This window comes from Streptomyces sp. NPDC002809, from assembly GCF_040295435.1.
Lineage (GTDB): Bacteria > Actinomycetota > Actinomycetes > Streptomycetales > Streptomycetaceae > Streptomyces.
Genome location: NZ_JBEOVJ010000009.1, coordinates 42,352 through 68,578, shown reverse-complemented (window position 1 = coordinate 68,578; position 26,227 = coordinate 42,352). Strand labels below are relative to the sequence as shown.

General features: G+C 70.2%; 25 protein-coding genes. 12 read left to right on the top strand and 13 right to left on the bottom strand.

All coding sequences use genetic code 11. From position 1 onward, the window contains the following. Positions 1–39 precede the first annotated feature (39 nt). Positions 40–315, bottom strand: a complete 276-nt coding sequence (locus ABT025_RS08480) for a hypothetical protein (RefSeq protein ID WP_350991310.1) — start codon at positions 313–315, stop codon at positions 40–42. Between the two features lie 204 nt (positions 316–519). Here ABT025_RS08480 and ABT025_RS08475 point away from each other — a divergent pair, with 204 nt between their 5' ends. Continuing rightward, on the top strand, positions 520–1,014 hold the full coding sequence (locus tag ABT025_RS08475) for a hypothetical protein (protein ID WP_350991308.1): 495 nt from the start codon (positions 520–522) through the stop codon (positions 1,012–1,014). 87 nt (positions 1,015–1,101) lie between these two features. Here the strand turns inward: ABT025_RS08475 and ABT025_RS08470 are convergent, their stop codons facing one another. Then, entirely contained in the window at positions 1,102–1,923 is an 822-nt protein-coding gene (locus ABT025_RS08470) for a hypothetical protein (RefSeq protein WP_350991306.1), read from the bottom strand. 290 nt (positions 1,924–2,213) lie between these two features. On the opposite strand from ABT025_RS08470, the gene ABT025_RS08465 reads away from it, so the two are divergent. After that, the gene (locus ABT025_RS08465) at positions 2,214–3,128 is read left to right on the top strand and encodes a LysR family transcriptional regulator (RefSeq protein WP_350991304.1); all 915 of its coding nucleotides are present in this window, start codon (positions 2,214–2,216) and stop codon (positions 3,126–3,128) included. Here the strand turns inward: ABT025_RS08465 and ABT025_RS08460 are convergent. After that, positions 3,089–4,051, bottom strand: coding sequence for a helix-turn-helix transcriptional regulator (locus tag ABT025_RS08460; RefSeq protein WP_350991302.1), 963 nt, complete (start codon positions 4,049–4,051; stop codon positions 3,089–3,091). The two genes, ABT025_RS08465 and ABT025_RS08460, sit on opposite strands and share 40 nt — an antisense overlap. Before the next feature lie 299 nt (positions 4,052–4,350). Between ABT025_RS08460 and ABT025_RS08455 the strand changes: the two genes are divergently transcribed. Next, positions 4,351–7,356, top strand: coding sequence for a S8 family serine peptidase (locus ABT025_RS08455; RefSeq protein WP_350991300.1), 3,006 nt, complete (start codon positions 4,351–4,353; stop codon positions 7,354–7,356). 83 nt (positions 7,357–7,439) lie between these two features. Here ABT025_RS08455 and ABT025_RS08450 read toward each other — a convergent pair whose 3' ends face one another. The 3 genes from ABT025_RS08450 to ABT025_RS08440 form a co-directional block, all read right to left on the bottom strand. Further along, positions 7,440–8,210 carry an SDR family oxidoreductase gene (locus ABT025_RS08450; protein ID WP_350991298.1) on the bottom strand — a complete coding sequence of 257 codons (771 nt, stop codon included), beginning with the start codon at positions 8,208–8,210 and terminating at the stop codon, positions 7,440–7,442. Between the two features lie 132 nt (positions 8,211–8,342). Continuing rightward, positions 8,343–8,588: a DUF397 domain-containing protein gene (locus tag ABT025_RS08445; RefSeq protein WP_350991296.1), complete on the bottom strand. Its 246-nt coding sequence runs from the start codon at positions 8,586–8,588 to the stop codon at positions 8,343–8,345. After that, positions 8,585–9,400 (bottom strand): helix-turn-helix domain-containing protein, encoded by an 816-nt coding sequence (locus tag ABT025_RS08440; protein WP_350991294.1) that lies wholly within the window; start codon positions 9,398–9,400, stop codon positions 8,585–8,587. The genes ABT025_RS08445 and ABT025_RS08440 overlap by 4 nt, the downstream gene beginning before the upstream one ends. 153 nt (positions 9,401–9,553) lie before the next feature. Here ABT025_RS08440 and ABT025_RS08435 point away from each other — a divergent pair, with 153 nt between their 5' ends. Continuing rightward, the gene (locus ABT025_RS08435; RefSeq protein ID WP_350991292.1) at positions 9,554–10,027 is read left to right on the top strand and encodes an ATP-binding protein; all 474 of its coding nucleotides are present in this window, start codon (positions 9,554–9,556) and stop codon (positions 10,025–10,027) included. A gap of 16 nt (positions 10,028–10,043) precedes the next feature. On the opposite strand, the gene ABT025_RS08430 is transcribed toward ABT025_RS08435, so the two are convergent. The 3 genes from ABT025_RS08430 to ABT025_RS08420 form a co-directional block, all read right to left on the bottom strand. After that, on the bottom strand, positions 10,044–10,454 hold the full coding sequence (locus tag ABT025_RS08430; protein ID WP_350991290.1) for a RidA family protein: 411 nt from the start codon (positions 10,452–10,454) through the stop codon (positions 10,044–10,046). A gap of 82 nt (positions 10,455–10,536) precedes the next feature. Beyond that, a complete protein-coding gene (locus ABT025_RS08425) occupies positions 10,537–11,157 on the bottom strand; it encodes an L-threonylcarbamoyladenylate synthase (protein WP_350991288.1) in 621 nt (206 codons plus the stop codon). A gap of 120 nt (positions 11,158–11,277) precedes the next feature. Further along, a complete protein-coding gene (locus ABT025_RS08420; protein ID WP_350991286.1) occupies positions 11,278–12,738 on the bottom strand; it encodes an MFS transporter in 1,461 nt (486 codons plus the stop codon). Between the two features lie 175 nt (positions 12,739–12,913). Here ABT025_RS08420 and ABT025_RS08415 point away from each other — a divergent pair, with 175 nt between their 5' ends. Then, a complete protein-coding gene (locus ABT025_RS08415; RefSeq protein WP_350991284.1) occupies positions 12,914–13,360 on the top strand; it encodes a MarR family winged helix-turn-helix transcriptional regulator in 447 nt (148 codons plus the stop codon). Positions 13,361–13,435: 75 nt separating this feature from the next. Here ABT025_RS08415 and ABT025_RS08410 read toward each other — a convergent pair whose 3' ends face one another. Continuing rightward, positions 13,436–15,427 (bottom strand): RICIN domain-containing protein, encoded by a 1,992-nt coding sequence (locus tag ABT025_RS08410; protein WP_350991282.1) that lies wholly within the window; start codon positions 15,425–15,427, stop codon positions 13,436–13,438. A gap of 352 nt (positions 15,428–15,779) precedes the next feature. Here ABT025_RS08410 and ABT025_RS08405 point away from each other — a divergent pair, with 352 nt between their 5' ends. Further along, entirely contained in the window at positions 15,780–16,616 is an 837-nt protein-coding gene (locus tag ABT025_RS08405; protein ID WP_350991280.1) for an alpha/beta fold hydrolase, read from the top strand. A gap of 9 nt (positions 16,617–16,625) precedes the next feature. Here ABT025_RS08405 and ABT025_RS08400 read toward each other — a convergent pair whose 3' ends face one another. Continuing rightward, a complete protein-coding gene (locus ABT025_RS08400) occupies positions 16,626–18,416 on the bottom strand; it encodes a flavin-containing monooxygenase (protein WP_350991278.1) in 1,791 nt (596 codons plus the stop codon). 181 nt (positions 18,417–18,597) lie between these two features. On the opposite strand from ABT025_RS08400, the gene ABT025_RS08395 reads away from it, so the two are divergent. Beyond that, a complete protein-coding gene (locus ABT025_RS08395) occupies positions 18,598–19,617 on the top strand; it encodes an SMP-30/gluconolactonase/LRE family protein (protein WP_350991276.1) in 1,020 nt (339 codons plus the stop codon). Between the two features lie 22 nt (positions 19,618–19,639). Here the strand turns inward: ABT025_RS08395 and ABT025_RS08390 are convergent, their stop codons facing one another. Both ABT025_RS08390 and ABT025_RS08385 read right to left on the bottom strand, forming a co-directional pair. Continuing rightward, positions 19,640–20,227, bottom strand: a complete 588-nt coding sequence (locus ABT025_RS08390) for a TetR/AcrR family transcriptional regulator (protein WP_350991274.1) — start codon at positions 20,225–20,227, stop codon at positions 19,640–19,642. Positions 20,228–20,302: 75 nt separating this feature from the next. After that, on the bottom strand, positions 20,303–21,031 hold the full coding sequence (locus ABT025_RS08385) for a TetR/AcrR family transcriptional regulator (RefSeq protein WP_350991272.1): 729 nt from the start codon (positions 21,029–21,031) through the stop codon (positions 20,303–20,305). A gap of 141 nt (positions 21,032–21,172) precedes the next feature. Here ABT025_RS08385 and ABT025_RS08380 point away from each other — a divergent pair, with 141 nt between their 5' ends. The 5 genes from ABT025_RS08380 (at position 21,173) to ABT025_RS08360 (ending at position 26,214) form a co-directional block, all read left to right on the top strand. Continuing rightward, positions 21,173–21,934: an SDR family NAD(P)-dependent oxidoreductase gene (locus tag ABT025_RS08380; protein WP_350991270.1), complete on the top strand. Its 762-nt coding sequence runs from the start codon at positions 21,173–21,175 to the stop codon at positions 21,932–21,934. A 293-nt stretch (positions 21,935–22,227) separates the two neighbouring features. Further along, positions 22,228–23,256 (top strand): L-threonine 3-dehydrogenase, encoded by a 1,029-nt coding sequence (gene tdh, locus ABT025_RS08375; RefSeq protein WP_350991268.1) that lies wholly within the window; start codon positions 22,228–22,230, stop codon positions 23,254–23,256. 125 nt (positions 23,257–23,381) lie between these two features. Then, positions 23,382–24,575, top strand: coding sequence for a glycine C-acetyltransferase (locus ABT025_RS08370; RefSeq protein ID WP_350991266.1), 1,194 nt, complete (start codon positions 23,382–23,384; stop codon positions 24,573–24,575). A 58-nt stretch (positions 24,576–24,633) separates the two neighbouring features. Next, positions 24,634–25,554, top strand: a complete 921-nt coding sequence (locus ABT025_RS08365; RefSeq protein WP_350991264.1) for a LysR family transcriptional regulator — start codon at positions 24,634–24,636, stop codon at positions 25,552–25,554. Between the two features lie 96 nt (positions 25,555–25,650). Further along, positions 25,651–26,214 (top strand): cysteine hydrolase family protein, encoded by a 564-nt coding sequence (locus ABT025_RS08360; RefSeq protein WP_350991262.1) that lies wholly within the window; start codon positions 25,651–25,653, stop codon positions 26,212–26,214. Positions 26,215–26,227: the final 13 nt, after the last annotated feature.

Below are 26,227 nucleotides of genomic sequence, written 5' to 3'. Positions count from 1 at the left end.
CCCGGCGGGGAGTGGTCCGCAGTCGCTGGGGCGACGCTATCAAGGACTGGGGTCCCCGAGACCGGACAAGGGCGGCCGCCACTGAAGATTGCGGTCCGGTACGGCTCGTGACGGTACGTCGATCACCACGTGCAGCCGGCAGTCCTCCTTGTTGTTCACGAACCAGCCCTCGACCCGTTCGCGGCTCGGCTGGATCACCACCCAGCTCACCTCGCCGGGCTGGATCCGCTCCACGACCTTCCGCCGGTCGCTGCTGAACCACTGCCAGGGACGCTGCCGGCCCTTCTCGTGTGCGAGGGCGAACTGGGCCGCCATCGGGCGCCCCTTGATCCGCTTCCGGTGGCACGCTGGGCGTGCTGGTCCGCAGGGGCGCCATCCAGCCAGTGTTTGACGCCTACCTGACAATCTATCAGGTCCTGTGGGACGGTCCATGGCACCCGGATTCGCGTCCTCCCCTCACCACGGACGCGAACGGGGCTGTACGGACACCCCCACAAGTGCGTGGCAAGAAGGAGTGACATGAAGCTCACACCGCAACTCTTGTGCGTCACCGCCCTCGCCGTAGCGGTCACCGCCGGCGCGTCCACGGCGGCGGCCGCGACGGGCCCCGTGGCCTCGCAGCGGGTCGACGGAGTCATCACGGCGGCGGGCAGCACCTGCACCTGGACCGACGCGACCACCAGCGCGAACCCGCCCTCCACCCTCACCATCGACCGCGCCACCATTAACAGCAGCCTGAGCTGCACCGGTGGCGCGAGTGCCACCCTCAACAACAGTCCGGCGCTCACCTTCGACGACGCGGCGGGCACAGCGACGTCCGACCTCATCGACATCACGGTGAAGCAGTCCATCGTCACCTGCAGCTACCGGGCGACAGGCGTCGGGTGGACCCGCGACGGATCCACCCGCACCTACCTGAACCAGGCGTTCACCGCCTCGAAGAGCTCCGGAAGCTTCCTCTGTCCGGGCTCGATCACCGCCGAACCCGGCTCCGCCTCCCTCAGCTTCCGCTGATCCACGCGCACAGCGCCGGCCCTCGCGCCGCCGCCGGTGACACCCGGCGGCGGCGCTCGCCGTGATACCGGGCCATCGTCCGCTACCTCAGCCGCGCCTATAGCTACGGAAGTTGACCCAGAGGTTCCATGAGACGTCGAGCGTGTGCAGGAACGAGCCGTCGGGGCGCGGCAGTACGACCACTCCCTCGGCCTCCGAGACGAGATCCAGGTCCTGCTCGAACTCGCGGGTGACCTGGCCGCTGACCGGGTCGACACGGTTGACGGACTTCTCCCCGTCGTTCGATGTCAGGTAGAGCTGCCCCTCGTGCAGGTCGCCGCCCTGGACGGCGTCGAGCGTGGTGCTGAGCGGCACGGTGCGCACCAGGCCGAAGTCGGAGAGGCGCAGCACCCGCAGGGTGTTCACGTCGTCGAAGTCGGTGGTGTAGGCGAGGCCCTTCGCCGGGTCGAGAGCGATCCAGGAGGCGTGCGTCTGCCCCGAGGCGTTGACGGGCAGCGCGTGGCAGACGCCCGTGTGGTCGAGGGTGGCCGCGCTGTACTCGCACACCCAGGGGTGCGCGTAGTCCTTGTCCTCGATGGGCGCGTAGAGCTTTCCGGCGTGCTGGGCGATGTCGCCGATGTGGTCACCACCCTGGTCGGCGATGGCGTCGGGGATCGCGCTGTTGTCGGTGTCGTACGTCTTCGAGTAGTCCATGCTCACCCTGGACAGGCCTGACTTCCAGGAGAAGAACCAGTCGGTTCCGTCGGTCGCGGCGCCCTGGGAGCGCTGGAGTGCGTAGACGGTGTTGAACTTCTCGCTGTCGGCCTGCGTCCAGGCGGTCGCGGCTCCCGCCGGAGACGCGGCAAGGACGAGGGTGGCGGAGACCGCGAGGGCGGTGGCGGCGGTCAGCAGGCGGGGTGATCTGCGCACGGGGCTTCTCCTGTGGGGTGGGAGGAGGTTCCTACGAGCCGTGTGACGGGCCGTGTGTGGTGCCGGGAGCAACCAGGAACCTATCGGCACGTCAGATGGATGTACACATCACGTGTGAAGCTGCGGGCGGGGGCCAGCCCTTCTGCCCGAGCTGAGGGGCCAGACGAAATGCCCGCCCCGGAGGGGCGCGGACCGGAATATACGAGCCGACCCCCGCGATGTAACGACTGCCAGTAGAACGATCACCGCAGGGCGCGTCGCAGCCCATCGCACGGAGGGGACGGGAGCCGATGAGCCTTCGTCAGTTCGAGTACGCCCTGGCTGTCGCCGAGGAGGGCTCGGTGACAGCGGCCGCGGAGCGGCTGCGCGTGGCCCAGCCGTCGGTGTCGCAGCAGATCCGCGGCCTGGAGCGGGAGCTCGGCGTGGAGCTGTTCGACCGCACCCCGACCGGGCTCGTGGCCACCGCGGTCGGCCGCGCGTTCCTGCGGGAGGCGGAGGTCGCGGTGAGCGCGGCGCGGAAGGCGAGGGCGACGGCGCGGGCCGGTGCCGATGAGCTGGTGGGTGAGCTGGTGGTCGCGGCGCAGATGGGCTTCGGGACGCGGCAGTTGCCGGGCGCGCTGGACGCGCTGCGCCGCCGCTTCCCGCGCCTGGAGGTGACCGTCTTCGAGGAGCCGAGCTCCGCGGAGCTGGAGCGGTTGTGCCGCCGGGGCGTGCTGGACCTGGCCCTGATGGCGGCGTGCGAGCGGAGCCCCGCCGACGCCCACCACCTCGGCGACGAGGAGTTCGTCGTGGTGCTCGGACCCGGCGACCGGCGGCTTGCCGCGGACCGGGTCGACCTGCGTGAACTGGACGGGGAGGCGTGGGTGAGGTTCGACCGCGACAGCGCGATCGACGGCGTACTGCTGGGTGTGTTGCGGGACAACGACCTGACCCCGGCCACGGCCGCCCGCGTGACGCAGATCGCGACGGCCGTGCGCTGGGCCGCCCATGGGCTGGGGGTGACGCTCGTCCCGGCCTCCGCGGTGCCCCACGGCTACGAGCACCTTGTCCGCCCGGTGTTCCCGGCCGTCTCGCAGCCCGTCATCGCCGTGCTCCGACAGGACGCGGGCCCGGGGGAGTCGGCCCTGCTCGACCTTCTGCGCCGGGAGGCCCGGACCGAGTCGTCTCAGACCCAGCCCCGCTCCCGTGCCTCCACTCCGGCCTGAAACCGCGTCACCGCATTCAGCTTCCGCATCAACGCCGCGACCCGACGCGTCGCCGTACGCACGCTGACTCCCAACTGCCGCGCGATCGCTTGGTCCTTGAACCCGGCATGCAGCAACCGCACCAGCATCAACTCCTCCTCGCTGGGGCCCTCCACCATGCCGAGCCCTTGGGAAAGCAGGGGCTCGGCCCGCTCCCAGTAGGCCTCGAACAACTCGATCAGACCGTCCAGCAGGCCCGACGGATGCACCAGCACGATCGAGTCCTTGCTCCCTCCCGCCAACGGCACCACCGCGACCCGCCGGTCCACGATCCGCGCCTTGAACGGAAGGTGCGGCAACAGGCGTGACTGCTCCCCGAGCGCCGCCAGGTTCAGAATCGACTCCAGCCGCCCGGGCGGCTCGATCGACTCCAGGCAGTACACGCCTCGGATGTCCACGCCACGCTCCAGCCACTCCCTCGTCGTCGACGTCTCCTGCTCGTTGTGGTGCGGCTCTCCCACCGGCTCCAGATACGGCGGTTTGTCCAGCGTCCACAGGTGCGTCGTGACGGACCGGCTCAACTCCTCGACTCTTCGAGCCATCACCTCCTGACCCGTCAGCACTTCCACCAGGGCACCCGGATCCGACCGCAACTGCCCGGCCCGGTGCAGGCGATGCAGATCGGCGAGCTCCGTCTCCACCCCGGCGAACACCGTCTCCGTCTCCGACCGGCGGCGGTGCAGCAACGCCGACAAGGCCGAGTGCGGACTCAACGCCTCCCACTGGCCCCGCCCCATTCGCCGCACCAGCCCCAGAGCGGCGAGGCGCTTCAACGCCTGCCCGGTACGCGCCGCTCCGGCCCCCACGCTCTCCGCGAGATCACGCACCGCGACCTGTGGCGCCGTCAGCACCGCCCGGTACACGACCTCGTCGAACGTGCTCACACCCACTGCTTCCAGCAAAATCAGCCTCCCCTGCCCCACATGTCGGGCCGCCCGGACAGATACGGGCAGTGCAGGTCACCGGCCGATCGTCCCCCCGCAGGTGGCGCGTTTGGTCACCGCGCCAAACACGCCATCAGATTATCTGGACACCAAGTGATCGCACAGCGTTCACTTCTCTCGAATCGCCTATCGATCACCCCACATGAACGGCGGTTCGTCACCCCAAGTCGCCGACTCACACCCTGGGCGAGTACCCCCGCTCGCCTCTCCGGCATGCCCGAACACCCGTGAGGAAATCCGTGACACCTCAGCCACGAAGAGCGTCCCGCATCCGGCGCGGCACCATCGGTGCCCTGCTCACCACCACCCTCGCCGCCCTCAGCCTTCCCCTCGCCACCCCCGCCTCCGCGACGGGCCCCGCCAGTCCTCCGGCTGCCGGCACCTACCTGATCACCCTCGCCGACCAGCCGCTCGTCACGTACGACGGCAGCGTCGACGACCTCCCCGCCACGCGGCCCACCGCGGGCAAGAAGCTCGACGTCACCAGCGCGAACGCCAAGCGCTACCGCTCCCACCTGACGGACGAGCAGACGCATGTCGCCAAGAAGGTCGGCGCCACCGTCAGCCAGCACTACGCCGTCACCACCAACACCTTCAGCGCCCAGCTCAACGCCGCCCAGCTCGTCCAGCTGGCCCGCACCAAGGGCGTCACCAACATCGCTCCGGACCGGCTCCACAAGGCCACCGACGACAGGAACTCCACCGACTTCCTCGGCCTCTCCGGCCGCAAGGGGCTGTGGGCAGCCCTCGGCGGCACCGCCAAGGCGGGCAAGGGCATCGTCATCGGCGACATCGACACCGGTATCTGGCCCGAGAGCGCCTCCTTCGAGGCCCCCGCGCTCACGGCCAAGAAGCCCGCGGGCAAGCCCGGCAAGCCCGGCAAGAACGACCCCTACCGGCCCTACCTCGACGGAACCACCACCGTCATGCACAAGGCCGACGGCACCACCTTCACCGGCACCTGCCAGACCGGCGAGAGCTTCACCGCCGCCGCTTGCAACGAGAAGATCATCAGCGCCCGCTACTTCGGCGAGGGCTGGCTCCGGAGAGTCCCCGAATCCAACCGCGGCGGCTACATATCCCCCCGCGACAGCGAAGGCCACGGCACCCACACCGCATCGACCGCGGCCGGCAACGCCGGGGTCCGGGCCACCGTCGACGGCAATGACCTCGGCACCGTCTCCGGCGTCGCCCCGGCCGCCACCGTCGCCGTCTACAAGGCCCTCTGGCAGAGCAAGGACGGCACCCAGGACGGCGGACTGACAAGCGACCTCGTCGCCGCCATCGACCAGGCCGTCGCCGACGGTGTGGACGTCATCAACTACTCACTCGGCGCCGCGTCCGAGAGCGATTACGACGACCCCTCCCAGGTCGCGCTCCGCAACGCCGCCGCCGCCGGCGTCTTCGTCGCCACCGCCGGAGGCAACGCCGGCCCCGAAGCCGCCAGCCTCGACAACACGGCTCCCTGGACCACGACCGTCGCCGCCGGAACCATCGCCCCCTACACGGGCACCGTCACCCTCGGCAACGGGAAGAGCTATACGGGTATCAGCACCAGCGTGCACGACACCGTCGGCTCCGCGCCCCTCGTCCGTGCCGCCGCGGTCAAGAACGCCGACGCCGACACCGCCGACGCCGACCTGTGCACAGCGGGCACTCTCGACCCCGCGCTCACTGCCGGGAAGACGGTCGTCTGCGACCGGGGCGTCATTGCCCGCGTCGACAAGTCCGCCGAGGTCAAGAGGGCCGGCGGCATCGCCATGGTCCTGGTCAACCTGCGTAAGGAGAGCAGCGACGGAGACCTGCACTCCATTCCGACCGTCCACCTGAGCGGCTCCGACGCCACCGCCGTACGCGACTACGCCGCCACGGACGACGCCACCGCCACCCTCACCAGCGGCGGCAAGGGCGCCACCTACCCGCAGGTCGCCGGCTTCTCCTCCCGCGGACCCTCCCTCGTGGGCAAGGGCGACCTCCTCAAGCCCGACATCACCGCGCCCGGTGCCACCATCCTCGCCGCCGTCGCCCCGCCCGGTAACCACGGCCGCGACTTCGACTTCTACTCCGGCACCTCCATGGCGACCCCGCACATCGCCGGCCTCGCCGCCCTCTACCTCTCCGAGCACCCCACCTGGTCCCCGATGAGCATCAAGTCGGCCATGATGACCACCGCTTCCCCGACCAAGAGTGACGACGGCAAGAACAGCGGCGACGTATTCGCCCAGGGCGCCGGCGAGGTCGAGGCCCGGGCGATGCTCCGGCCGGGACTCGTCTACGACTCCAACGAAAAGGACTGGCTGGCCTACCTCGAAGGTGTCGGCATCGACACCCGGACCGGCACCGAGGCCATCGATCCCAGCGACCTCAACTACCCCTCCATCGCCATCGGTGAGCTCTTCGGCACCCAGACGGTCACCCGTACCGTCACCGCCACCTCGGCCGGCACCTACCGGGCCAAGGTCGACCTCCCCGGCATCAAGGCCACCGTCTCCCCGTCCGTCCTGCACTTCAGCCACGCCGGACAGAAGCGCACCTTCACCGTCAAGCTCGACGTGACCACCGCGCACTCGGGAGCCCTCGACACCGGTTCCCTCACCTGGACCTCGGGCCGCACCACCGTCCGCAGCCCGATCGCCGTCACCCCGCAGAGCGTCCACGCCCCTGACGAGGTCAAGGGCACCGGCACGAGCGGCGAGACCACCTACTCCGTCACCCCGGCCACCAGCACCCTCACGGCCACTGCCAACGGCCCGGTCTCCTCGCCCCTCACCAAGGGCACTCTGACCGGAACCACTACCGAGACCTACTACGAGGCGAACATCCCGGCCGGCACCAAGGCCTCCCAGATCACGATCCACTTCGACCCGGCGGCAGACACCATCGTCGGCGTCGTCTGGGGATGGATGGTCGACGGCGTCCCGCAGTACGGTGCCTTCGCTGATCCCGACAGCAACGGAACATCTACCATCAGCCTGCGGCAGCCGAACGCAGGGAAGATCTTCGTGGCCGTGGTCGCCGTCGGCAGTACCGACGACACCGTCACCCCGTACACCTACCAGGTGAACAACATCACCGAGGACAGCCCGGTCACCGGCAAGGTCACGGTCACGCCCGACCACGCCCGTGTCACCCCCGGCACCCCGACCGACCTGACCGCCACCTGGTCCGGCGTTCCGGCGGGAGCCCGGTCCACCGTCTGGATCGAATACCCGAACGGCGCGGGAACCTTCCTGACACTCAATTAACCCCCGCAGTACGCAGGTGGTGGCGGCGCCTGTCTCAGGCGCCGCCACCATTTTCTCTTCCGCGTTCCGGAATTCCGTACGCGTCAGCTCCTGGGGAATTCGCCGCCGTCCACGGTGAGAATATTCCCGGTCACCCAGCTCGCCCGGTCGGAAACAAGGAACAGCACTGCGTCGGCGATGTCGTCGGGTCGGCCGACACGTCCCAGCGGCACGCCGCTGTTGTCCGCGCCCGACCCCGGGAGCATGCGCGCCCACTCCTCGCGCGTCGCTTCGCCGCCGGGGGTCTCGGTCCTGCCGGGGCTGACGATGTTGACCCGGATACCGGACGGTGCCAGCTCCTGGGCCAGCCCACGGCTGTAGTTCTCCAACGCGGCCTTTGCCGCGGTGTAGTGCAGGAACGGCGGGGGAGCGAACGGAGTCGCGGCCGAGGACACGTGCACGATCGCCCCCGAACCCTGCTCCCGCATTCCCGGCGCCAGTAGGGCGTCCAGCCGCACAGAAGCCAGGTAGTTCAGGTCCAGCTGGTTCTGCCACTCCTCGTCCGGGATGTCCGCGGTCTGCCGGAACGGCCCCGCCCCGCCCGCGTTGTTGACCAGGATGTCCACCCCGCCGAGCGTCTTCTGCGCGGCTGCGGCGATGGCCTCCGCCCCGGCCCGTGTCCGCACGTCGGCCTCGACGAAGGTGACGCCCTCCTGTACCCCGTCCGGCGCCGACCGTGCGGTGGTGAGCACCTCGGCGCCCGCCTCGCGGAGCTGGCGCACAATCGCCGCGCCGATTCCACGGGAACCACCTGTGACGAGGGCCCGCTTTCCGGCGAGTTCCCGCGTTCCTGATCCGTTCTCCGTCGTGCTCATTGCCGCATTTCCTCTCGGTGAAGTCGTACGCTTCCGCGTTGTTCTGAAGGTACGACCGGGAGAGAACGAGAGGCAAAGACCAAATGTCAGCAGGCGCTATAGGAGATTCCTATAGCGCCTGGGACCGCGTGCTCAGCCCTGGACCGCGTACGCGACGAAGTGGGTCCAGGTGGTGGGGGAGAGGGCGAGATGGGGGCCCTCTTCGACCTTGGAGTCGCGGATGTGGACGGTGGTGGAGCAGGTGGCGACCTCTACGCAGTCGTCGCCGGATCCGCTGCTGTAGGTGGACTTGTGCCAGGACAGGGCGACCTCTACGCAGGAGTCGCCGGAGCCGCTGCTGTAGCTGCTCTTGAACCAGGTCAGTTCCGTCGTGCTCATAACGCTCCTCGCATCTGCCGCAGCAGGCTCACGGAGTCCTCCAATGAGAGAGCCTGCGATCGCATCCTGGCATACCGCATTTGGAGCGTGCTCACGACTCGTGACTCGGAGATGAACTGGCCGCTCTCCTGCCCTTCGCCATAGCCGAACCACCGGTTCTCAGGCGTCTCCAGGAGTTGCATCGGGCCACCGAGCCCCGCATGCCGCTCCCGCACCACCGGCATGATCTGAAGCTCGATGTTCCGGAGCGAGGCGAGATCCAGCAGATGCTCGATCAGCCCGGTGGTGACGGTCCGCCCGCCGGTCCTGCGCAGCAGTAGGTGTTCCTCCAGGATGAAGCTGTACGCGGTGTTGGGCCGCTGCCTCAGCAACTCCTGCCGTTCGAGCCGGGCTGCCAACTGCGCCTCGATCTGCTCGTCACCCAGGGGCGGCAACTGCTCGGCGAACAGCGTCCTCGCGTACGCCTCCGTCTGCAACAGCCCCGGGATCAAGCGGCATTCGTACGTGTACAGGGTGATCGCCTCTCGCTCCAGCTGCGCCCACTGCCGGAACCAGCTCGCCAGTCCCGGCCGCCGCGACAGATGCTTGGCCGCCGCGCGCACCACCCCCATGGCGTCCAGGACGTCCTCGGCCCGGTCCACGAACTGCGGCGGGGGGAACCTTCGCCCCTGCTCGATCGACGCGACCATCGTCACCGAGTACTGCACCAGCGGGGCGAACTCCTCCTGGGTGAGCCCGGCCCGTCTGCGCAGGACCTTGACCACCTCACCGAACGCCTTGAGGCTGTCCGAGCAGTCGGGTTCGTCGGTCATGTGCGGCCACCTTTCGTACGCAGTCCCCAGTCCGCAACCCGCCCATGGTTACGCATCGTTACGCGTACCGTCCACTCTCCGTACTCGTACGCTGACCCAGCGTACGAGTGGCGGAGCTGGTCCGGGCGGTCCGGTGGGGTGACGCTGGGGCGCATGGAAGCACCCGTCACCCCACACCGGCCGCGCACCGAGAAGCTGTTCGTGCAGCGGTTCAGCTCGACGCCCCGGGGCGCGCGCCTCGCCCGCAGGCTGGCCGTTCATCAACTGCATGTCTGGGGCGTCCCGTACCGCACGGACGTGTCGGACACCGCCGCGTTGCTGGTGGCCGAGCTGGCGGCCAACGCGGCGACCCACGGCCGCGTACCGGGAAGGGACTTCGAGCTGCTGCTGGCCCTGGCTTCCGGCGGTCCGGAGATCGTCGGCACGCTGCGTATCGAGGTCACCGACACCCGGGGCGAATGCCGGCCGCCGGGCCCCGGGGAGGTCGTGGCCCCGCCGCCCGGGTCGGACAGCGGTCACGGGCTGGTGCTGGTCGAGGCGTTGGCGGACCGGTGGGCGGTGCTGGAGCGCGTACCGCCGGGGTGGCCGGGGAAGACGGTCCGCGCGGAGCTGGACCTGCTGTACTGATCGGCTCCCGGTGGTGTCAGGCGTCGAGGACGGCGGCGACGGACTCGATCTCGACGAGCTGGTCGTGGTAGCCGAGCACGGTGACGCCCATCAGGGTGCTGGGAACGTCATGGTCGCCGAACGCGTCCCGGACCACCTTCCAGGCGGTCCCCAGGTCCTCCTGCCGGGTGGAGGCGACGAGCACGCGCGTACTGATGACGTCATCCAGGGACGCGCCCGCGTCCTTCAGCGCGGTCCGCATGTTCTCCACGGCTTTCGCCGCCTGGCCCGCGTAGTCCCCGACCGCTGCCGTCGAACCGTCCTCGTTCAACGGGCACGCGCCCGCCAGGAAGATCAGCCGTGCCTCGGCGGGGGCCGTGGCGGCATAGGCGTACTCGGCGACGTCGGACAGGGCGGCGGAGCGTATCAGCGTGACGGCACGGGGCATGGTCGGTCAGGTCCTCCGGTGTGAGGGGGCAGGGGGATCGGGCCCGGCGGGCCGGGGGTGTGGTCCCGGCCCGCGCACCCGGCTACTCGAAGCGGGACGGGTCGCCGGCTCCGCGTCGTACGATCTCCGCCTCGCCGCCGGAGAAGTCGATGACGGTGGTCAGCTCCGTACCGCAGTCACCGGAGTCGAGGACGGCGTCCACCTCGTGGTCGAGGCGTTCCTTGATCTCCCAGCCCTGGGTCATCGGCTCCTCCTCGTCGGGCAGCAGGAGGGTGCTGGAGAGCAGCGGCTCGCCGAGTTCGGCCAGCAGGGCCTGGGTGACGACGTGGTCGGGGATGCGGACGCCGACGGTCTTCTTCTTCGGGTGCAGCAGCTGCCGCGGCACCTCCTTCGTCGCGGGGAGGATGAAGGTGTACTGGCCGGGGGTCGCGGCCTTGATGGCGCGGAACACGTCGTTGTCGATCTGCGCGAACTGCCCGAGCTGGGCGAAGTTCTGGCACATGAGCGTGAAGTGGTGACGGTCGTCGAGGTTGCGGATCGCGCGGATGCGGGAGATGCCGTCACGGCTGCCGAGCTGACACCCGAGGGCGTAGCAGGAGTCCGTCGGATACGCGACGAGTGACCCGGAGCGGATGCTTTCGGCCACGGTGGTGATGGTGCGCCGCTGGGGATTTTCGGGATGTACGTCGAAATACTTGGCCATCCGGCGAGTCTACGGCCGAGGCGGTGAGCGGTTCGAGGCAAAAGCAGGTTGTCCTGCCCCTGGAGGGGACAGGACAACCATTTCGGGTGGTGGGGCGTTGCTCAAACCTTTTCGGCCACGTCAGACCTTGGCCGTGGTGACCTCGGGCGTCGCGGGAGCGGCTGCGAGCGGATCGCCCTTCGCCGATGCCCGTACGGGGATGAGGACGGCGAGGACCGCCGCGGCGAGGGCGATGCCGCAGCCGATCAGCATGGCGGCGCGGAAGCCGCCCGCCGACGTCAGGGCGTGGCCGCCGAAGTCGGTGGTCATCTGGGCCATCACGACACCGATGACGGCGGCGGACAGGGAGCTGCCGATCGAGCGCATCAGTGTGTTGAAGCTGTTGGCGGAGGCGGTTTCGGACTGCGGCACGGCGCCCATGATGAGTGCGGGCATGGCGCCGTAGGCGAAGCCGACACCGGTGTTGCAGACGAGGGTCACCGCGAGCAGGCTCCAGGTGGAGCCGCCGTCGATCATCGGGACGGCGAGTCCGTAACCGAGGGAGATGATCAGCGCGCCGATGGCGAGGGTGACCTTGGGGCCCTTGGCCGCCGAGAGCTTGGCGCCGACCGGCGACATGGCCATCATCATCAGGCCGGACGGGGCCATCCACAGGCCCATCGCGAGCATCGACTGACCCAGGCCGTAACCGGTCCCTTCGGGGAGCTGGAACAGCTGGGGCACGACCAGGGACTGGGCGTACATGGAGAAGCCGATCAGGACCGAGGCCGCGTTCGTCAGGAGGATCTGGGGGCGGGCGGTCACCCGCAGGTCGACCAGCGGGTCGGTGGTGCGCAGTTCCCACCGGCCCCAGACGAGCAGGATGACCACCGAGGCGGCGAGCAGGCCGAGGGTGGTGCCGCTGCCCCAGCCCCAGTCGGCGCCCTTGGAGACGCCGAGCAGGAGGCAGATCAGCGCGATGCCCAGGCCGATGGCGCCGAGCACGTCGAAGTGCTGTGCGGCCCTGCTCTCCGCGTCGGCGGGGACGAGGAACCAGATCAGCGCACCGACGGCCAGGGCCAGCGCGGCGACGACCCAGAACAGGACCCGCCAGCTGGAGTTCTCGGCGATGGCGGCCGCGAAGGGGAGCCCCAGCGCGCCGCCCACGCCCATGGAGGCGCTCATGATCGCGATGGACGAGCCGAGCTTCTCGGCGGGCACCACGTCGCGCAGCAGACTGATGCCCAGCGGCACCACGCCCATCCCGAGGCCCTGCAGTCCGCGGCCGACGATCATCGGGACAACCGAGGAGGAGAGGGCGCAGACCACTGAGCCCGCGACGAGCGGGACAAGGGAGACGAGCAGCATGCGCCGCTTGCCGAACATGTCGCCCAGGCGTCCGGCGACGGGCGTGGCCACCGCGGCGGCGAGCAGTGTCGCGGTGATGACCCAGGAGGCGTTCGACGTGGAGGTACCGAGCAGCTCGGGGAGTTCCGCGATCAGCGGCACCACCAGGGTCTGCGTGATCGCGGCCACGATGCCCGCGAAGGCGAGGATGCCGACAACGCCGCCGGAGCGGGCTGTGGGCCGGATTGTTTTCACGGGTACTCCTATAGCTCTGCCGGGCCATGGCGGATCGCACCATGCAGTAGATATGCACAGTACATGGGAAGTGCATTATGCACATCACGTGCATGATGCATACCTGTGGTATATATGTACAAAAGAGGTCGCCCGCCCTACGGGGGGCGAGCCCGGCAGTCGAAGGAAGCCTCGCGTGGACATGCCTGTGGACCGGATCGAATTCGAGACGATGCTGCTCGGCAGGCATATGAGCCTGCTGACCTCGCGGGGTGGCGGGCGGCTCGACCGGAGCGCCTACATCCTCCTCAGCCGCATCCGGGCCCAGGGCCCGATGTCCATCGGTCAGCTGCACGACGCCTTCGGCCTCGACACCTCGACGCTGAACCGGCAGACCGCTGCGATGCTCCGTGTCGGTGTCGTCGAGCGCATCGCCGACCCGGACGGCGGGATCGCCCGGAAGTTCGTCATCACGGCCGAGGGCGAGCACCGGCTGGACAAGGACCGGGCCGAGAACCGGGAAGGTCTGGAGCGCGTCCTGGCCGAGTGGACCCCGGAGGAGGCCGCTCAGCTCGCGGACAGCCTCGCCCGTCTCAACCGCGACATCGAGCGCCTCGACGGGCGGCCCTGGCCGCGGGACTGAGCGTGGTGGCAGTCATGGCGACGGGGCCGGGCACCCATTCGGATACCCGGCCCCGCCCGTTCCGCCGCGGTCCGGTCAGGACAGCTTGGTGAAGGTCCAGGTCTGCACCGCGGTGGTGGAGGCCGCCTGCTGGGTGAGCAGCGCCCCGTTCGTGGTGGAGGCGGCGGTGAGGAGCAGCCCGCTGGACTTGCTCGTCAGCTTGTAGCCCCCGGTCGCGGGAGTGGCGGTCCAGCGCTGGTTCGCGTCGCCGCTGCACGCCCACTGGTCGATGGCGGCCCCTGCCGCCTTGGAGTTCTTGTAGACCTCGGCGCACAGGCCGTTCTGCACGTTCTTCAGGGTGTAGGTGCCGTCGGTGTTGGCGGTGACGTTCCACTGCTGGTTGGTGCCGCCGTTCCAGAGCCAGCCGACCAGCTGGGTGCCCTGGACCGTGGAGTGCGCCGGTACGTCGATCGCCTGGGTGCCGGCGGAGATCCGGTTGACCCCGGCCGCCGGACCCGTCGGCTGGACGCAGGCGGTGGACGACTGGTGCGCGCCGCGGTCCGGTACGCAACCGGCCGCGACCGGGCCGCCGAAGTAGTCACGTACGCCCGCGTTCGGCACGACCGCGCCGTTGGCGAGGGCGGAGGAACCCGCCTGGAGCCGGTAGCCGTCGGCGTCCGTGCGGGAGGTGGCCGTGCCGGGGGCCGTCAGCTTCGGGTCCGTCGTCACCTTGTTGGCGTCGGCCGGCTCACCGGCCGGGTGGGTGCCGTAGAAGACGTTCGCGTTGTAGCCGAGGCCCGCGGCGTTGACGTAGCTCGCGTCGGCCGTCGCCACGTGGAAGATGTTGTTGGTGAACGTGGCGTTCGCCGCCGTCGAACCGTTCGAGTTGCTGATGATCTCGACCGGCTTCGAGAGGTAGAAGGTGTTGTTGTAGATCTGCGTGTTCGTCGTCTTGGCGCAGACCATGTCGAAGAGCTGGCCGCCGTCGTTCTGGCTGATGTTGTACCGGACGATGTTGTCGGCGGTCGTCGACCCGCCGCCGTTGCACAGGAGGATGAAGCCACCCTCGTTGTCATGGCTGTAGTTGTACTGGTAGATGGTGCGGATATTGCCCTCGTCGAGGTCGAGCCCCTGCCCGTCGCAGGTGCTCTTGCCGCCGCTCACCTCGTTGAACTGGTACAGCGTGTCCTCGGTGTTCCATCCCCAGAGGCCGGCCGCGCAGTGTGCGGGCTCGCGCTCGCGGAAGCCGTCGACCTTGTTGTATTCGAGGAGCGCGCCCTCGGTGTGGTGCGGCACGATCGCGTCGCCGCCGATGTCGGTGACGGTGTTCCCGCGGATGACGACCCGTGTCTGCGGGGTCCACGCCCCGCAGGTCGTCCCGCAGTTGGCGTTGGCGAGCTCGGGGCGCTGCATCCACCGGGTCCAGAAGTGGATCCCGTAACGGTCCACGGCCCGCACGGTGTTGCCCGTCAGGACGACGTCGTCGAACTTCGTGGGTGTCGTGTTGCCCAGGACCTCGAAGAAGATTCCGGCGCTGGCGTCGTCGTCCTTCTTGGTCTGGTTCCCGTTGACGTCGTGGACGTCGAGACCCGTGAGCCGGTAGTAGGTGCCGGTGCCCGAGTCGGTCCTGGTGATGTGGACGCCGCGTCGGGTCGCCGCGGCCGCCCCCTTGTTGGAGATGTCCAGGTTGCGGACCTCCCAGTACTGCTGGTCCGCGAGCTGTACGACATCGGTGACCTGCCCGGCGCCGGCCAGCGCGGGCTTGGCGCCCGTACCGTAGGCGTCGACCACGATCGGGGCTCCGGCCGCGCCCGAGCCCTTGGGGAAGAGCGTCTGGCCGGTGCAGGTCGATCCGCGCTTGAGGAGGATCGAGTCACCCGGCTGGAACGTGTGGGCGTTCACCGGTGTCAGTGAGTTCCAGGGCGTGGCCTGGGCCCCGTCGCCGGCGGCGGTGGCGCCGCAGTCGACGTAGAAGGACTGCGGGGCGGCAGGTGCCGCGGCCTGTGCTGCCGAGGTGGGGGACACGGTCAGAAGCGATGCCAGCGGCAGCGACAGGGCGGAGAGGAGCAGGGTTCGTCTTCCGGTCATGGAACAACTCCATTTTCTGAAAACGGACAGCAGACGTCTGATGCCCGATCACATTAGGGAGCTGCGGCTTCAGTGGTCAAGACCTGTTCATGTCAATCAGTTGCCCGGTCCGGCGAAGGTGGGCGGTCCGGCGCAGCCGAGCGGTCTCGCGGCAAGCCCTTTGCGTACGGCGGCCGTTCGGCGCCTCGCCGGCCCTCGGGCCGGCCCGGGCGACCGTGCGTGCCGTCGCGGCGAACCGGGGACGGGCCCGCTGCCCCGGACCGTACGCATCGGTGTGAGCCGTCTGTTCCCGGCCCGCCGCTGGGTACGGTGAGGTGACTGATGCGGGACTGCCGGCGAAGAGGGGTACCGAATGGCCGAGTTGGAACTCTCCGCAGGAATCGTGGAGTACGAGGACACCGGCGGCGACGGACCGGTCGTGGTCCTGCTCCACGGCGTGGCGATGGACGGTTCGCTGTGGCGGCACGTCGTCGCGGATCTGCGGGACGGCCACCGGTGCATCGTGCCGACACTGCCGCTCGGCGGCCACCGGAGGCCGATGCGGCCCGACGCCGACCTTTCGGTCCTCGGCGTCGCACGGCTGGTCGCGGAGTTCCTCCAAGCGCTCGGCCTCACCGACGTCACCCTGGTCATGAACGACTGGGGCGGCGCCCAGGCCCTCGTCGCGGACGGCAGGGACCAGCGGATCGGCAAGCTGGTCATCACCTCCTGCGAGGCCTTCGACAACTTCCCGCCAGGCCTTCCGGGCAGCAACCTGTACGCCTCGGCCAGGATGCCCGGCGGCCTGAAGGCGGCCTTCACCCTGCTGAGGTTCAAGCCGATGCGGCGGCTGCCGATGACGTGGGGCCGGATGAGCAAGCGGCCGGTACCGGACGCCGTGATGGGCGCCTGGTTCCGGCCGCTGTGGAGCTCCGGGGAGATCCGCCGGGACCTGAGGAAGTACGTCCTGGGCGTGCCACCGAAGGCCGAGCTCCTGCGCTGGGCGGAGGCCCTGCGCACCTTCGACCGGCCGGCGCTCGTCGTCTGGGCATCGGAGGACAGGGTCATGCCGCCGGAACACGGCCGCCGGCTGGCCGGACTGCTGCCCAAGGGCGAGCTGGTGGAGATCGCGGACAGCTACACCCTCATCCCGGAGGACCGGCCGGAGGAACTCGCCCGGCATCTGCGGGAGTTCCTCCGGAAGGGCTGAGCGTGCTCCCTACCGGGTGAGCACCTCGTCCATGGACTTCTCCCGCCAGTGGCGCAGGAGCTCGTGGAAGGCGGTGGCGCCGTGCGGATAGGCGCTCGGGGCGTTGGGGCGGCCGCGCCCTTCACGGTTGTAGTAGCCGGGAGTGCACTCGGCGTGGAACCACGCGTGGTCCGGGGCGCCCTGCGCCATGGTGGCGAGCCAGGCGTCCTCGGCCTCGCGGGAGGGTTCCAGGAGCGCACCCCTGTCCTCGGCCGCGGCGACGAGGGCGGCGGCGTGCACGGCCTGCTCGTCGAGAATGTGCGTGTAGTTGACGCTGCTCGCGTTCTGCAGTGAACCCATCTGGATCAGATTCGGGAAGCCGTTGCAGGTGAAGCCGTGGAGGCTGCGGACACCGTGCTGCCCCCAGGCGTGGAGCAGTTGGGTGCCTCCCCGGCCGTGGACGGGCAGCCTGCCGGAGAGGACGCCGGAGACGCCGACGGAGAACCCGGTGGCGAAGATCAGGCAGTCGAGTGCGTACGAGGCACCGCCCACGACGACGCCGTCCTCGGTGATGCGCTCGATGCCGTGGGTGTCCGCGGTGTCGACCAGGGTGACGTTGTCGCGGTTGAACGCCGGGTAGTACAGGTCGGAGAAGGTGGGGCGCTTGCAGGCGTACCGGTACCAGGGCTTGAGCGCCTCGGCCGTCGTCGGGTCCGTGACCGTGCGCTCGACACGGGCCCGTACCTCGTTCATCTTGGCGGCGTCGGCGGCCTCGTAGGCTGCTTCGAACTCCTCCCGGTCGCCGGGACGGCGAAAGCTCGGCAGCAGCTTCTCCAGCAGACCGGCCGATGACGTCCAGCCGTCCGCCACGAGATCCTCGCCCGACACCTCGCCCGAGACGATGCGCAGGAAGTTCTCGCGCCGTGCACCGGCCCAGCCCTCGCGGTCCGCGCCGACGTCGGCGGCCGTGGTGCGGTGGTTGGCGCGCACGTCCACCGTGGAGGGGGTGCGCTGGAACACGTAGACGTGCCCGGCGTCCTCGGCCAGCATCGGGATGACCTGAACACCGGTGGCGCCCGTGCCGACGACACCCACGTTCTTGCCCGCAAGCCCGGTCAGGCCGCCTTCCGGGGAGCCGCCGGTGTAGGCGTAGTCCCACCGGGAGGTGTGGAAGGTGTGCCCCGTGAAATCCTCGATGCCGGGTATGCCGGGCAGCTTCGGATCGGACAGGGTGCCGGTGGCGGTGACGACGTACGTCGCCCGGAACGTGTCGCCGCGATCGGTGGTGACGACCCAGGTGCGGGAACTCTCCTCCCAGGTCAGAGCGGTGACGGTGGTCGAGAAGAGGGCGTCCGCGTAGAGGCCGGACTTCTCCGCGATCCGGACGGCGTGACGCCGGATCTCTTCTCCCGGGGCGTACTTCCACCGCGGTACGTACCCGGTCTCGTCGAGCATCGGCAGGTATACGTGGGACTCGATGTCGCAGTGGATGCCGGGGTACCGGTTCCAGTACCAGGTGCCTCCGAAGTCGCCCCCCTTGTCGATGACGCGGACGCGTTCCACGCCCTGCCGGCGGAGTCGTGCTCCGGCGAGGATGCCGCCGAACCCGCCGCCCACGACGGCGACGTCCACGGTGTCGCGCAGTGGTTCGCGCCCGGCCGGCTCCTCCACGTACGGGTCGGCGGCGTAGAAGCCGAACTCGGCGTCGGTGCCCCGGTACTGGCGGGGGCAGTCGGGCCGCACGCGTCGCTCCCGCTCGTGGCGGTAGCGCCGGCGCAGTGCGGAAAGCTCGTCGGGGGTCGGTGTCTGAGGCTGCGTCATGTGGGGGGCCTCGATTTTCTCTTCGCCGTTCGTGCGTCTGTCAGTTGTGGGCCGAACCGTCCATGTGCTGCCTGACTGCCTTGGAATCGGGCGGCCTTCCGCACCGTAGCAACAACCGGACAGTGCTGTCCGGTTAGAGTGCGGGGGCACGTCGATCTTCGGACAGAAAGAGGGACCCCCCATGCGACGACTCCGGAACCGCTCACTGGCCGTGCTCGCCACCCTCGGTACGTTGGCCCTGGCCGGGTGCGGCACCGAGACGTACAGCCCCGGTGGAGCGGCGGACTCCGCGGCTTCCGGCAGGACCGTCACCGCCCGTGAACTCATGCGGCTGACCACGGTGCACGAGGAGACCGGGATGACTCTCCTGGAGGGTCCGGTCTTCGGCGCGGACGGCGAACTGAACGTCGTCGACGTCACCGCGCCCCCGGGGAAGCCGAAGGTGCTGCGCGTGGATGTCCGGAAGAAGACGGTGCGCACGGTCTTCACCGACAGTCGGGGGACGTACACCTCGGCCCAGTTCAGCCCTTACGACGGGCGGCTCTATCTGTCGGACATCACCCACGGCGAGATCGTCTCCCTGGCACCGGACGGAAGCGACAAGCGCACCTTCTTCGCCGCCGAGGTCGACGGCGCACGGATGCAGCCCGACGACATCGCCTTCGACCCGGACGGCAATCTGTACGTCAGCGACGCCCTCGGCATGTCCGAGGGTGAGGCGCGAGGGCGTGTGGTGCGCATCGGCCGGGACGGCGGGAACGCCACCGTGCTGGCCGGCGGCCTCTCGGCGACGAACGGCATCTCGTTCGACGTGGACTACCGCGGGCTGTGGATCAGCGAGCTGACGGAGAACCGGATCTCCTACCTCCCCGTCGAGGAGCGGCCCGGAATGGCGGGCCGGCACACCGCCGTCCGCGTCGACGGAGGCGTCGCCCAGACCGACTCGATCGCCGTGGACGCCGACGGCAACCTGTACCAGGCACTGCACGGCCGGCCCGCGATGGCCGTGTACAGCCAGTACGGTGAGCGCCTCGCGACGGTGGAGGTCCCGGCCCGCGCCGAAGGGCTGGAGTCGGCGACCAATGTGGCGATCACACCCGGCGGGACCAAGGCGTACATGACCGTCAGCGGACCCGCCGGCGGCTACCTGTACACCTTCGAAGCGCTCGCCGAGGGCATCCGGCAGTCCAACGGCGGCTGAACCCGCCCGTCCCCTCGCCCCCTCACCCCTCGAAGGGGCGCACCGGTCCCACCGTGACGCCGAGCAGGCCCCAGGCCGCCAGTGCCCGGTGCTCACGCTTTTCGTGGGTGGGGCCGGTGACGGCCCCCGAGACCATGGAGACGGCGAGCATGAGGTCGTCCGGCGTGCCCAGCCGGTGGCCTTCGGGCAGGCATGCCCGAAGGGCGCGCTCGACCCGGTCGTGCATGTCCAGGGCGAACGTACGCGTGTTCGGGTGACCGCTCGCCTCGTCGGCGTGCAGGAGGCTGATGAAGGCCGCCGACTGAGTCAGGTGCCAGGTCAGTACTCCCAGGACCTCGGCAAGGGCCGTACCCTCGCCGGCCGCCTGCTCGATCTGGCGCACGTTCTCCTCCAGGACCGCGGCCGCGATGGCGTCCCGGTCGGGGAAGTGCCGGTACAGAACGGCCTGCCCGACCCCGGCCCTGCGCGCGATCCCGGACAGCGGGGCGTCCAGACCGTGCGCCGCGTAGATCTCCCGGGCGGCGGAGACGAGGGCGGCCCGGTTGCCGGCGGCGGCCTTCGGCCCCCGGTTCGCGGGCCGCCGCTCGGCCGCTGTGGGGTGCTGGGTCATCCGGTCAGGGTAACGGGCAGGTGCCGGGCCCCAGCCGCGCCGCTTCCGCCCCTCCGCGGTTCCCGTGGGGCGGCCCTACCTGACCCCCTCCGCGGCGGCGGCGAGGGCCTGACGCAGGGTCGCCTCCAGCTCGCGTTCGGCCGTTGCCTGCTCGTTGTGCGCGGTGTGTTCGGCCTGCTCGGCCTGCTCGGCGTGCCCGGCCTGCTCGGTCCGCCCGCCGTGCTCGGTCTGCTCGCCGTGTTCGGCCTGCGGGGCGGCGTCCCGCCAGGCGTAGTGCTCGACCGCCGAGCGCAGGGCCGCGTTGAACATCGCCGCGCGGATCGTCACGCGAAGGTCATCGGACGGCAGCCCGGACCGCTCGGCCAGGGCGCGGGCGAACGCCGGTTCGGCCTCGTCGTAGGTCTGGAGCCAGACGGCGCGCAGTCCCGGTTCGGTCCGGGTGAGCCGGACCAGGGCGCGGACGGTGGCCTCGTCGGGGCCGCCGGCCAGGTCCCGCCCCGCCGTGAGCCATTCGTCCAGGGCCCGGTCCAGGGGCTGCCCGGGCGGCCACTCCCGCAGGAGGCCGGTGATCGTGGCGATGCCTTCCGAGAACAAGGGCGTCACACAGCTCTCCTTGCTGGGGAAGTAGCGCCACACCGTGCGCGCCGACAGGCCGACGGCCCGGCCGATCTGCTCGCCGGTCGTGGCGGTCACGCCGTGGGTGACGAACAGGTCCACCGCGGCCCGGGCGATCTCCCGCCGGATCTCGTCCCTGCGTGCCTCGGTCAGGGGCGGTCGTCCCGTTCGGCCAACGGGTGCGGTCATGGTTTCCTCCGGCTCCGCTCAGCGTGTGATCGAGCTCTCGGGGATTCTCCACCATGACTTCGTGTCACTCACGGACATTAAGTCGTAGGGTGGTGATGACCAGGGGCGGGCGCCGCCCCGAACGACGAACAGGAGAGCTTCATGGCGGGCACATTCGACGGGCGCGGCGTCATCGTCACCGGGGCGGGGTCCGGGATCGGCAGGGCGGCGGCCCTCGCCTTCGGCGCCGAGGGCGCCCGGGTCCTGGTCGCGGACCTCGACGCGCAGGGCGCCGCGTCGGCGGTCGAGTCGATCGAGAGGTCGGGCGGCACAGCGGTCGCCGTCACCGGCGACCTCAGTGACCAGGCGGTCGTGGACGAAGTGGTGCGGACCGCGGTGGAGCGCTTCGGCGGCGTGGACGTCCTGGTGAACAACGCCGGAATCATGGACGGAATGGAAGCGGCGGCGGACGTGACCGACGCGGTGTGGGAGCGCGTCCTGCGGGTCAATCTGACCGCGCCGTTCCTGCTCACCCGCGCCGTACTGCCGCACATGCTGGCGGCGGGCGGGGGCGCGATCGTCAACACCGCCTCCGAGGCCGGTCTGCGGGGCAGCGCGGCGGGCGCCGCCTATACGGCCTCGAAGCACGGCCTGGTGGGACTGACCAAGAACCTTGCGGTGATGTACCGCAAGCAGGGCATCCGTACGAACGCCATCGCTCCGGGAGGCACCGCCACCGGCATCGTCGCGGACGCGGACCCGGCCGCGCACGGCCCGGCGGCGCTGGGCCCCCACTTCGTCAACCTCGGCCGCCTGGCCCGGCCCGAGGAGCAGGCGGCGGCCATCCTGTTCCTCGCCTCGGACGCGGCGAGCAACATCAACGGGGCGATCCTGCCGGTGGACGACGGCTGGGCGGCGGTGTGACTCCCCACCGGGGCGGTACCCCTGCCCCGGTGTCCGTCCCCCGGACGGAGCAAGGGCCCGCATTGCCCGTACGGCAGGGCGTGAAGCCAAGCTGCGGGCGTGCTTAAGAAAACCTCGATGGACCTGGGGCGCGGGGTACGGCAGATTTCTCCGTGACGGCGGAGGATGGTGCGCGGCAGCCGGTCGAGCGCGCTGCCACCGTCCCTCTCATACTTCCCCGGGCCGCAGGCTTCCTCTGGCATGCCCCCGGCCCGGGGACATCAACGCCGTACCAGGTACAGGGAGCCGCAGCCGTGAAGGCACTCGTGAAGCAGAAGGCCGAGCCGGGACTCTGGCTGATGGACGTGCCGGAGCCGGAGACCGGTCCCTCGGACGTGCTGATCAAGGTGCTCCGTACCGGCATCTGCGGCACCGACCTGCACATCCGCAACTACGACGGCTGGGCACAGAACGCCATCAGGACCCCGCTCGTCCTCGGCCACGAGTTCGTCGGCGAGGTCGCCGCGATCGGCTCCGACGTCGTCGACATCGCCGTCGGCGACCTGGTCAGCGGCGAGGGCCACCTGGTCTGCGGCAAGTGCCGCAACTGCCTGGCCGGACGCCGCCACCTCTGCCGCTCCACGCTGGGACTCGGTGTCGGACGCGACGGGGCCTTCGCCGAGTACGTCGCGCTGCCCGCGTCCAACGTGTGGGTGCACCGGGTCCCCGTCGACCTGGACGTCGCCGCGATCTTCGACCCGTTCGGCAACGCCGTGCACACCGCGCTGTCGTTCCCGCTGGTCGGCGAGGACGTCCTGATCACCGGCGCCGGCCCGATCGGCATCATGGCCGCCGCCGTCGCCAAGCACGCCGGAGCCCGCAAGGTCATGATCACCGACGTCAGCGAGGCCCGCCTGGAGCTGGCCCGCAAGGTCGGTGTGAGCCTCGCCCTCAACGTCGGCGAGCAGACCATCGCCGACGGGCAGCGGGAGCTCGGACTGCGCGAGGGCTTCGACATCGGTCTGGAGATGTCCGGCCGCCCCGAGGCGATGCGCGACATGATCGCGAACATGACGCACGGCGGCCGGATCGCGATGCTCGGACTGCCGTCGGAGGACTTCGCCGTCGACTGGTCCCGGATCGTCACCTCCATGATCACGATCAAGGGCATCTACGGCCGCGAGATGTACGAGACCTGGTACGCCATGTCCGTCCTGCTGGAGGGCGGCCTCGACCTCGCCCCCGTGATCACCGGCCGGTACGGCTACCGCGACTTCGAGGCGGCCTTCGACGACGCGGCGAGCGGACTCGGTGGCAAGGTCATCCTCGACTGGACCGCCTGACCCACTGCTGTCCGGCCTCCTGCCGCCCGCTCCTGCCGCCCGACCTCCTGCCGCCCGACCTCCTGCCGCCCGACCTCCTGCCGCTTCCGTCCGGCCGCTTCCGTACCCAGCTGGGAGACATCCATATGTTCGACTCCGTGCGCGACGACATGCGCACCACCCTCGCCGAGATCGAGGCCGCCGGGCTGCACAAGCCCGAGCGCGTCATCGGCACCCCGCAGTCCGCGACCGTGGCCGTCACCGCGGGCGGCCGCCCCGGTGAGGTGCTGAACTTCTGCGCCAACAACTACCTGGGCCTCGCCGACCACCCCGACGTGATCGCCGCCGCGCACGAGGCGCTGGACCGCTGGGGCTACGGCATGGCCTCCGTCCGCTTCATCTGCGGCACCCAGGAGGTCCACAAGGAGCTGGAGCAGCGGCTCTCCTCCTTCCTGGGCCAGGAGGACACGATCCTCTACTCCTCCTGCTTCGACGCCAACGGCGGAGTCTTCGAGACGGTCCTCGGCCCGGAGGACGCGGTCATCTCCGACGCCCTCAACCACGCCTCGATCATCGACGGCATCCGCCTGTGCAAGGCCAAGCGATTCCGCTACGCCAACCGCGACATGGCCGACCTGGAGAAGCAGCTCAAGGAGGCGTCCGGGGCCCGTCGCCGCCTCGTCGTCACCGACGGCGTCTTCTCCATGGACGGGTACGTCGCCCCGCTGCGCGAGATCTGCGACCTCGCCGAGCGCTACGACGCCATGGTCATGGTCGACGACTCGCACGCCGTCGGCTTCGTCGGCCCCGGTGGCCGCGGCACCCCCGAGCTGCATGACGTGATGGACCGCGTCGACATCATCACCGGCACGCTCGGCAAGGCGCTCGGCGGTGCCTCCGGCGGGTACGTGGCCGCCCGCGCCGAGATCGTCGCCCTGCTGCGCCAGCGCTCGCGCCCCTACCTCTTCTCCAACTCGCTCGCCCCGGTCATCGCGGCGGCCTCACTGAAGGTCATCGACCTGCTGGAGTCCGCCGGCGACCTGCGCGAGCAGCTCAACGCCAACACCGCGCTCTTCCGTACCCGGATGACCGAGGAAGGCTTCGACGTCCTGCCCGGCGACCACGCCATCGCCCCCGTGATGATCGGGGACGCGGCGAAGGCAGGCCGGATGGCGGAGCTGCTCCTCGAGCGCGGTGTGTACGTGATCGGGTTCTCGTACCCGGTCGTCCCGCAGGGCGCGGCCCGTATCCGCGTCCAGCTGTCCGCCGCCCACTCCACGGCGGACGTGAACCGCGCGGTGGACGCCTTCGTCGACGCGCGGGCGGCACTGGGGGAGTAGTTCCCGAGCGTTCGCGGGGGCGTTCGGCACGCCCCCGCGACCTGGGACAATAGGTCACATGATCGACGCACGGCGGCTGCGCATCCTGCGTGCGGTGGCGGACCACCGCACGGTGACCGCTGCGGCCGCCGCGCTGTATCTGACCCCCTCCGCCGTCTCCCAGCAGCTCGCCGCGCTGGAGCAGGAGACCGGACACCGGCTGGTCGAACGGGGAGCCCGCGGCGCCCGGCTCACCCCCGCCGGGGAGATCCTGCTGACCCACACCAACGCGGTGCTGGCCCAGCTGGAGCGGGCGGAGGCCGAGCTGGCCGCGTACAGCTCGGGCGACGCAGGTACGGTCACCGTCGCCGCGTTCGCCACCGGCATCGGTCTGGTCCTCGCTCCCGCGATCGCGGCCCTGGGCCGGACCGCACCCGGCATCAAGGTCCGCGTGCAGGACGCCGAGGGCGACGCGAGCGTGCCCATGGTCCTCGACCGGCAGGTCGATGTGGCGGTCGCGGTCGAGTACCGGGGCGCACCGGGGGAGGACGACCGGCGGCTGACCCGCGTACCGCTGTACTCGGAGCCGTTCGACGCGGTGCTCCCGGTCGGGCACCGGCTGGCCGGCCAGGAGCAGGTGGCGGTCGCCGACCTGGCGAAGGACGCGTGGATCGGCCCCTACCCGGGCAACCCCTGCCACGACGTTGTCGTCCTGGCCTGCGAGTACGCCGGCTTCGCACCGGACCTCGAACACTCCTCGGACGACTTCCACGCGGTGGTGGCGCTGGCGGGCGCAGGCGCCGGAGTGGCCCTGGTCCCGCGTTCCGCGCTGCGCGGCATGGCTCTGGCGGGCGTGGTGGTCCGCCCGGTACGGGGCAGCGCCCCGACACGCCGGGTGTTCGCGGCGGTACGCCGGGGCGCCGAGGCACATCCGCTGATCGCCCCGGTGCTGGGGGCGCTGGCGGGGGCGGCGGGCGACGACGTCCTGGGGTCGGGCTGACCTGCGGGTCCGCCGCGGATCTCCGGAATCCCCGCCGCTTTCCTTGCTGACCGGCCAGACTTGCTCCTGCTTCCCGGTGGCGAAAGGACAGCAGGCATGATGAACAGCGCGCTCCTTGTGATGGACGTTCAGCGCGACATCGTGGACATCACCGATGCCGACTCCGGATATCTGTCCCGCCTGAGCAGTGCGATCGAGGGGGCCCGAGCGGCGGACATCCCCGTGATCTACGTGGCCATCGCTTTGCCGGCGGGCGACCCGGAAGTCAGCCCGCGCAACAGGGTGATCACGAACGCCGTGCAGGCCGGCTGGTTCACCGAGGGCGAGTCCGGCACCGCGATCCATGAGGCCGTCGCGCCCCGGCCGGGCGACGCGGTCGTCACCAAGAGGCGGGGGAGCGCGTTCTCGGGCAGCGACTTCGACCTGGTGCTCAGGGCCCGTGACATCGACAGCCTCGTGGTCACCGGCATCGCCACGAGCGGAGTGGTGCTGTCCACCCTGTGCCACGCCGTCGACCTGGATCTCGGCCTCACCGTCCTGGTGGACGCCTGCTTCGACCCCGACCCCGAGCTGCACCGGGTCCTGACCGAAAGCCTGTTCCCGCGGTGGGGGGACGTCATCACGGTCGATGAATGGCTGAAGGCCGTCGCACGGCGGTAGCGGGCGGACCACC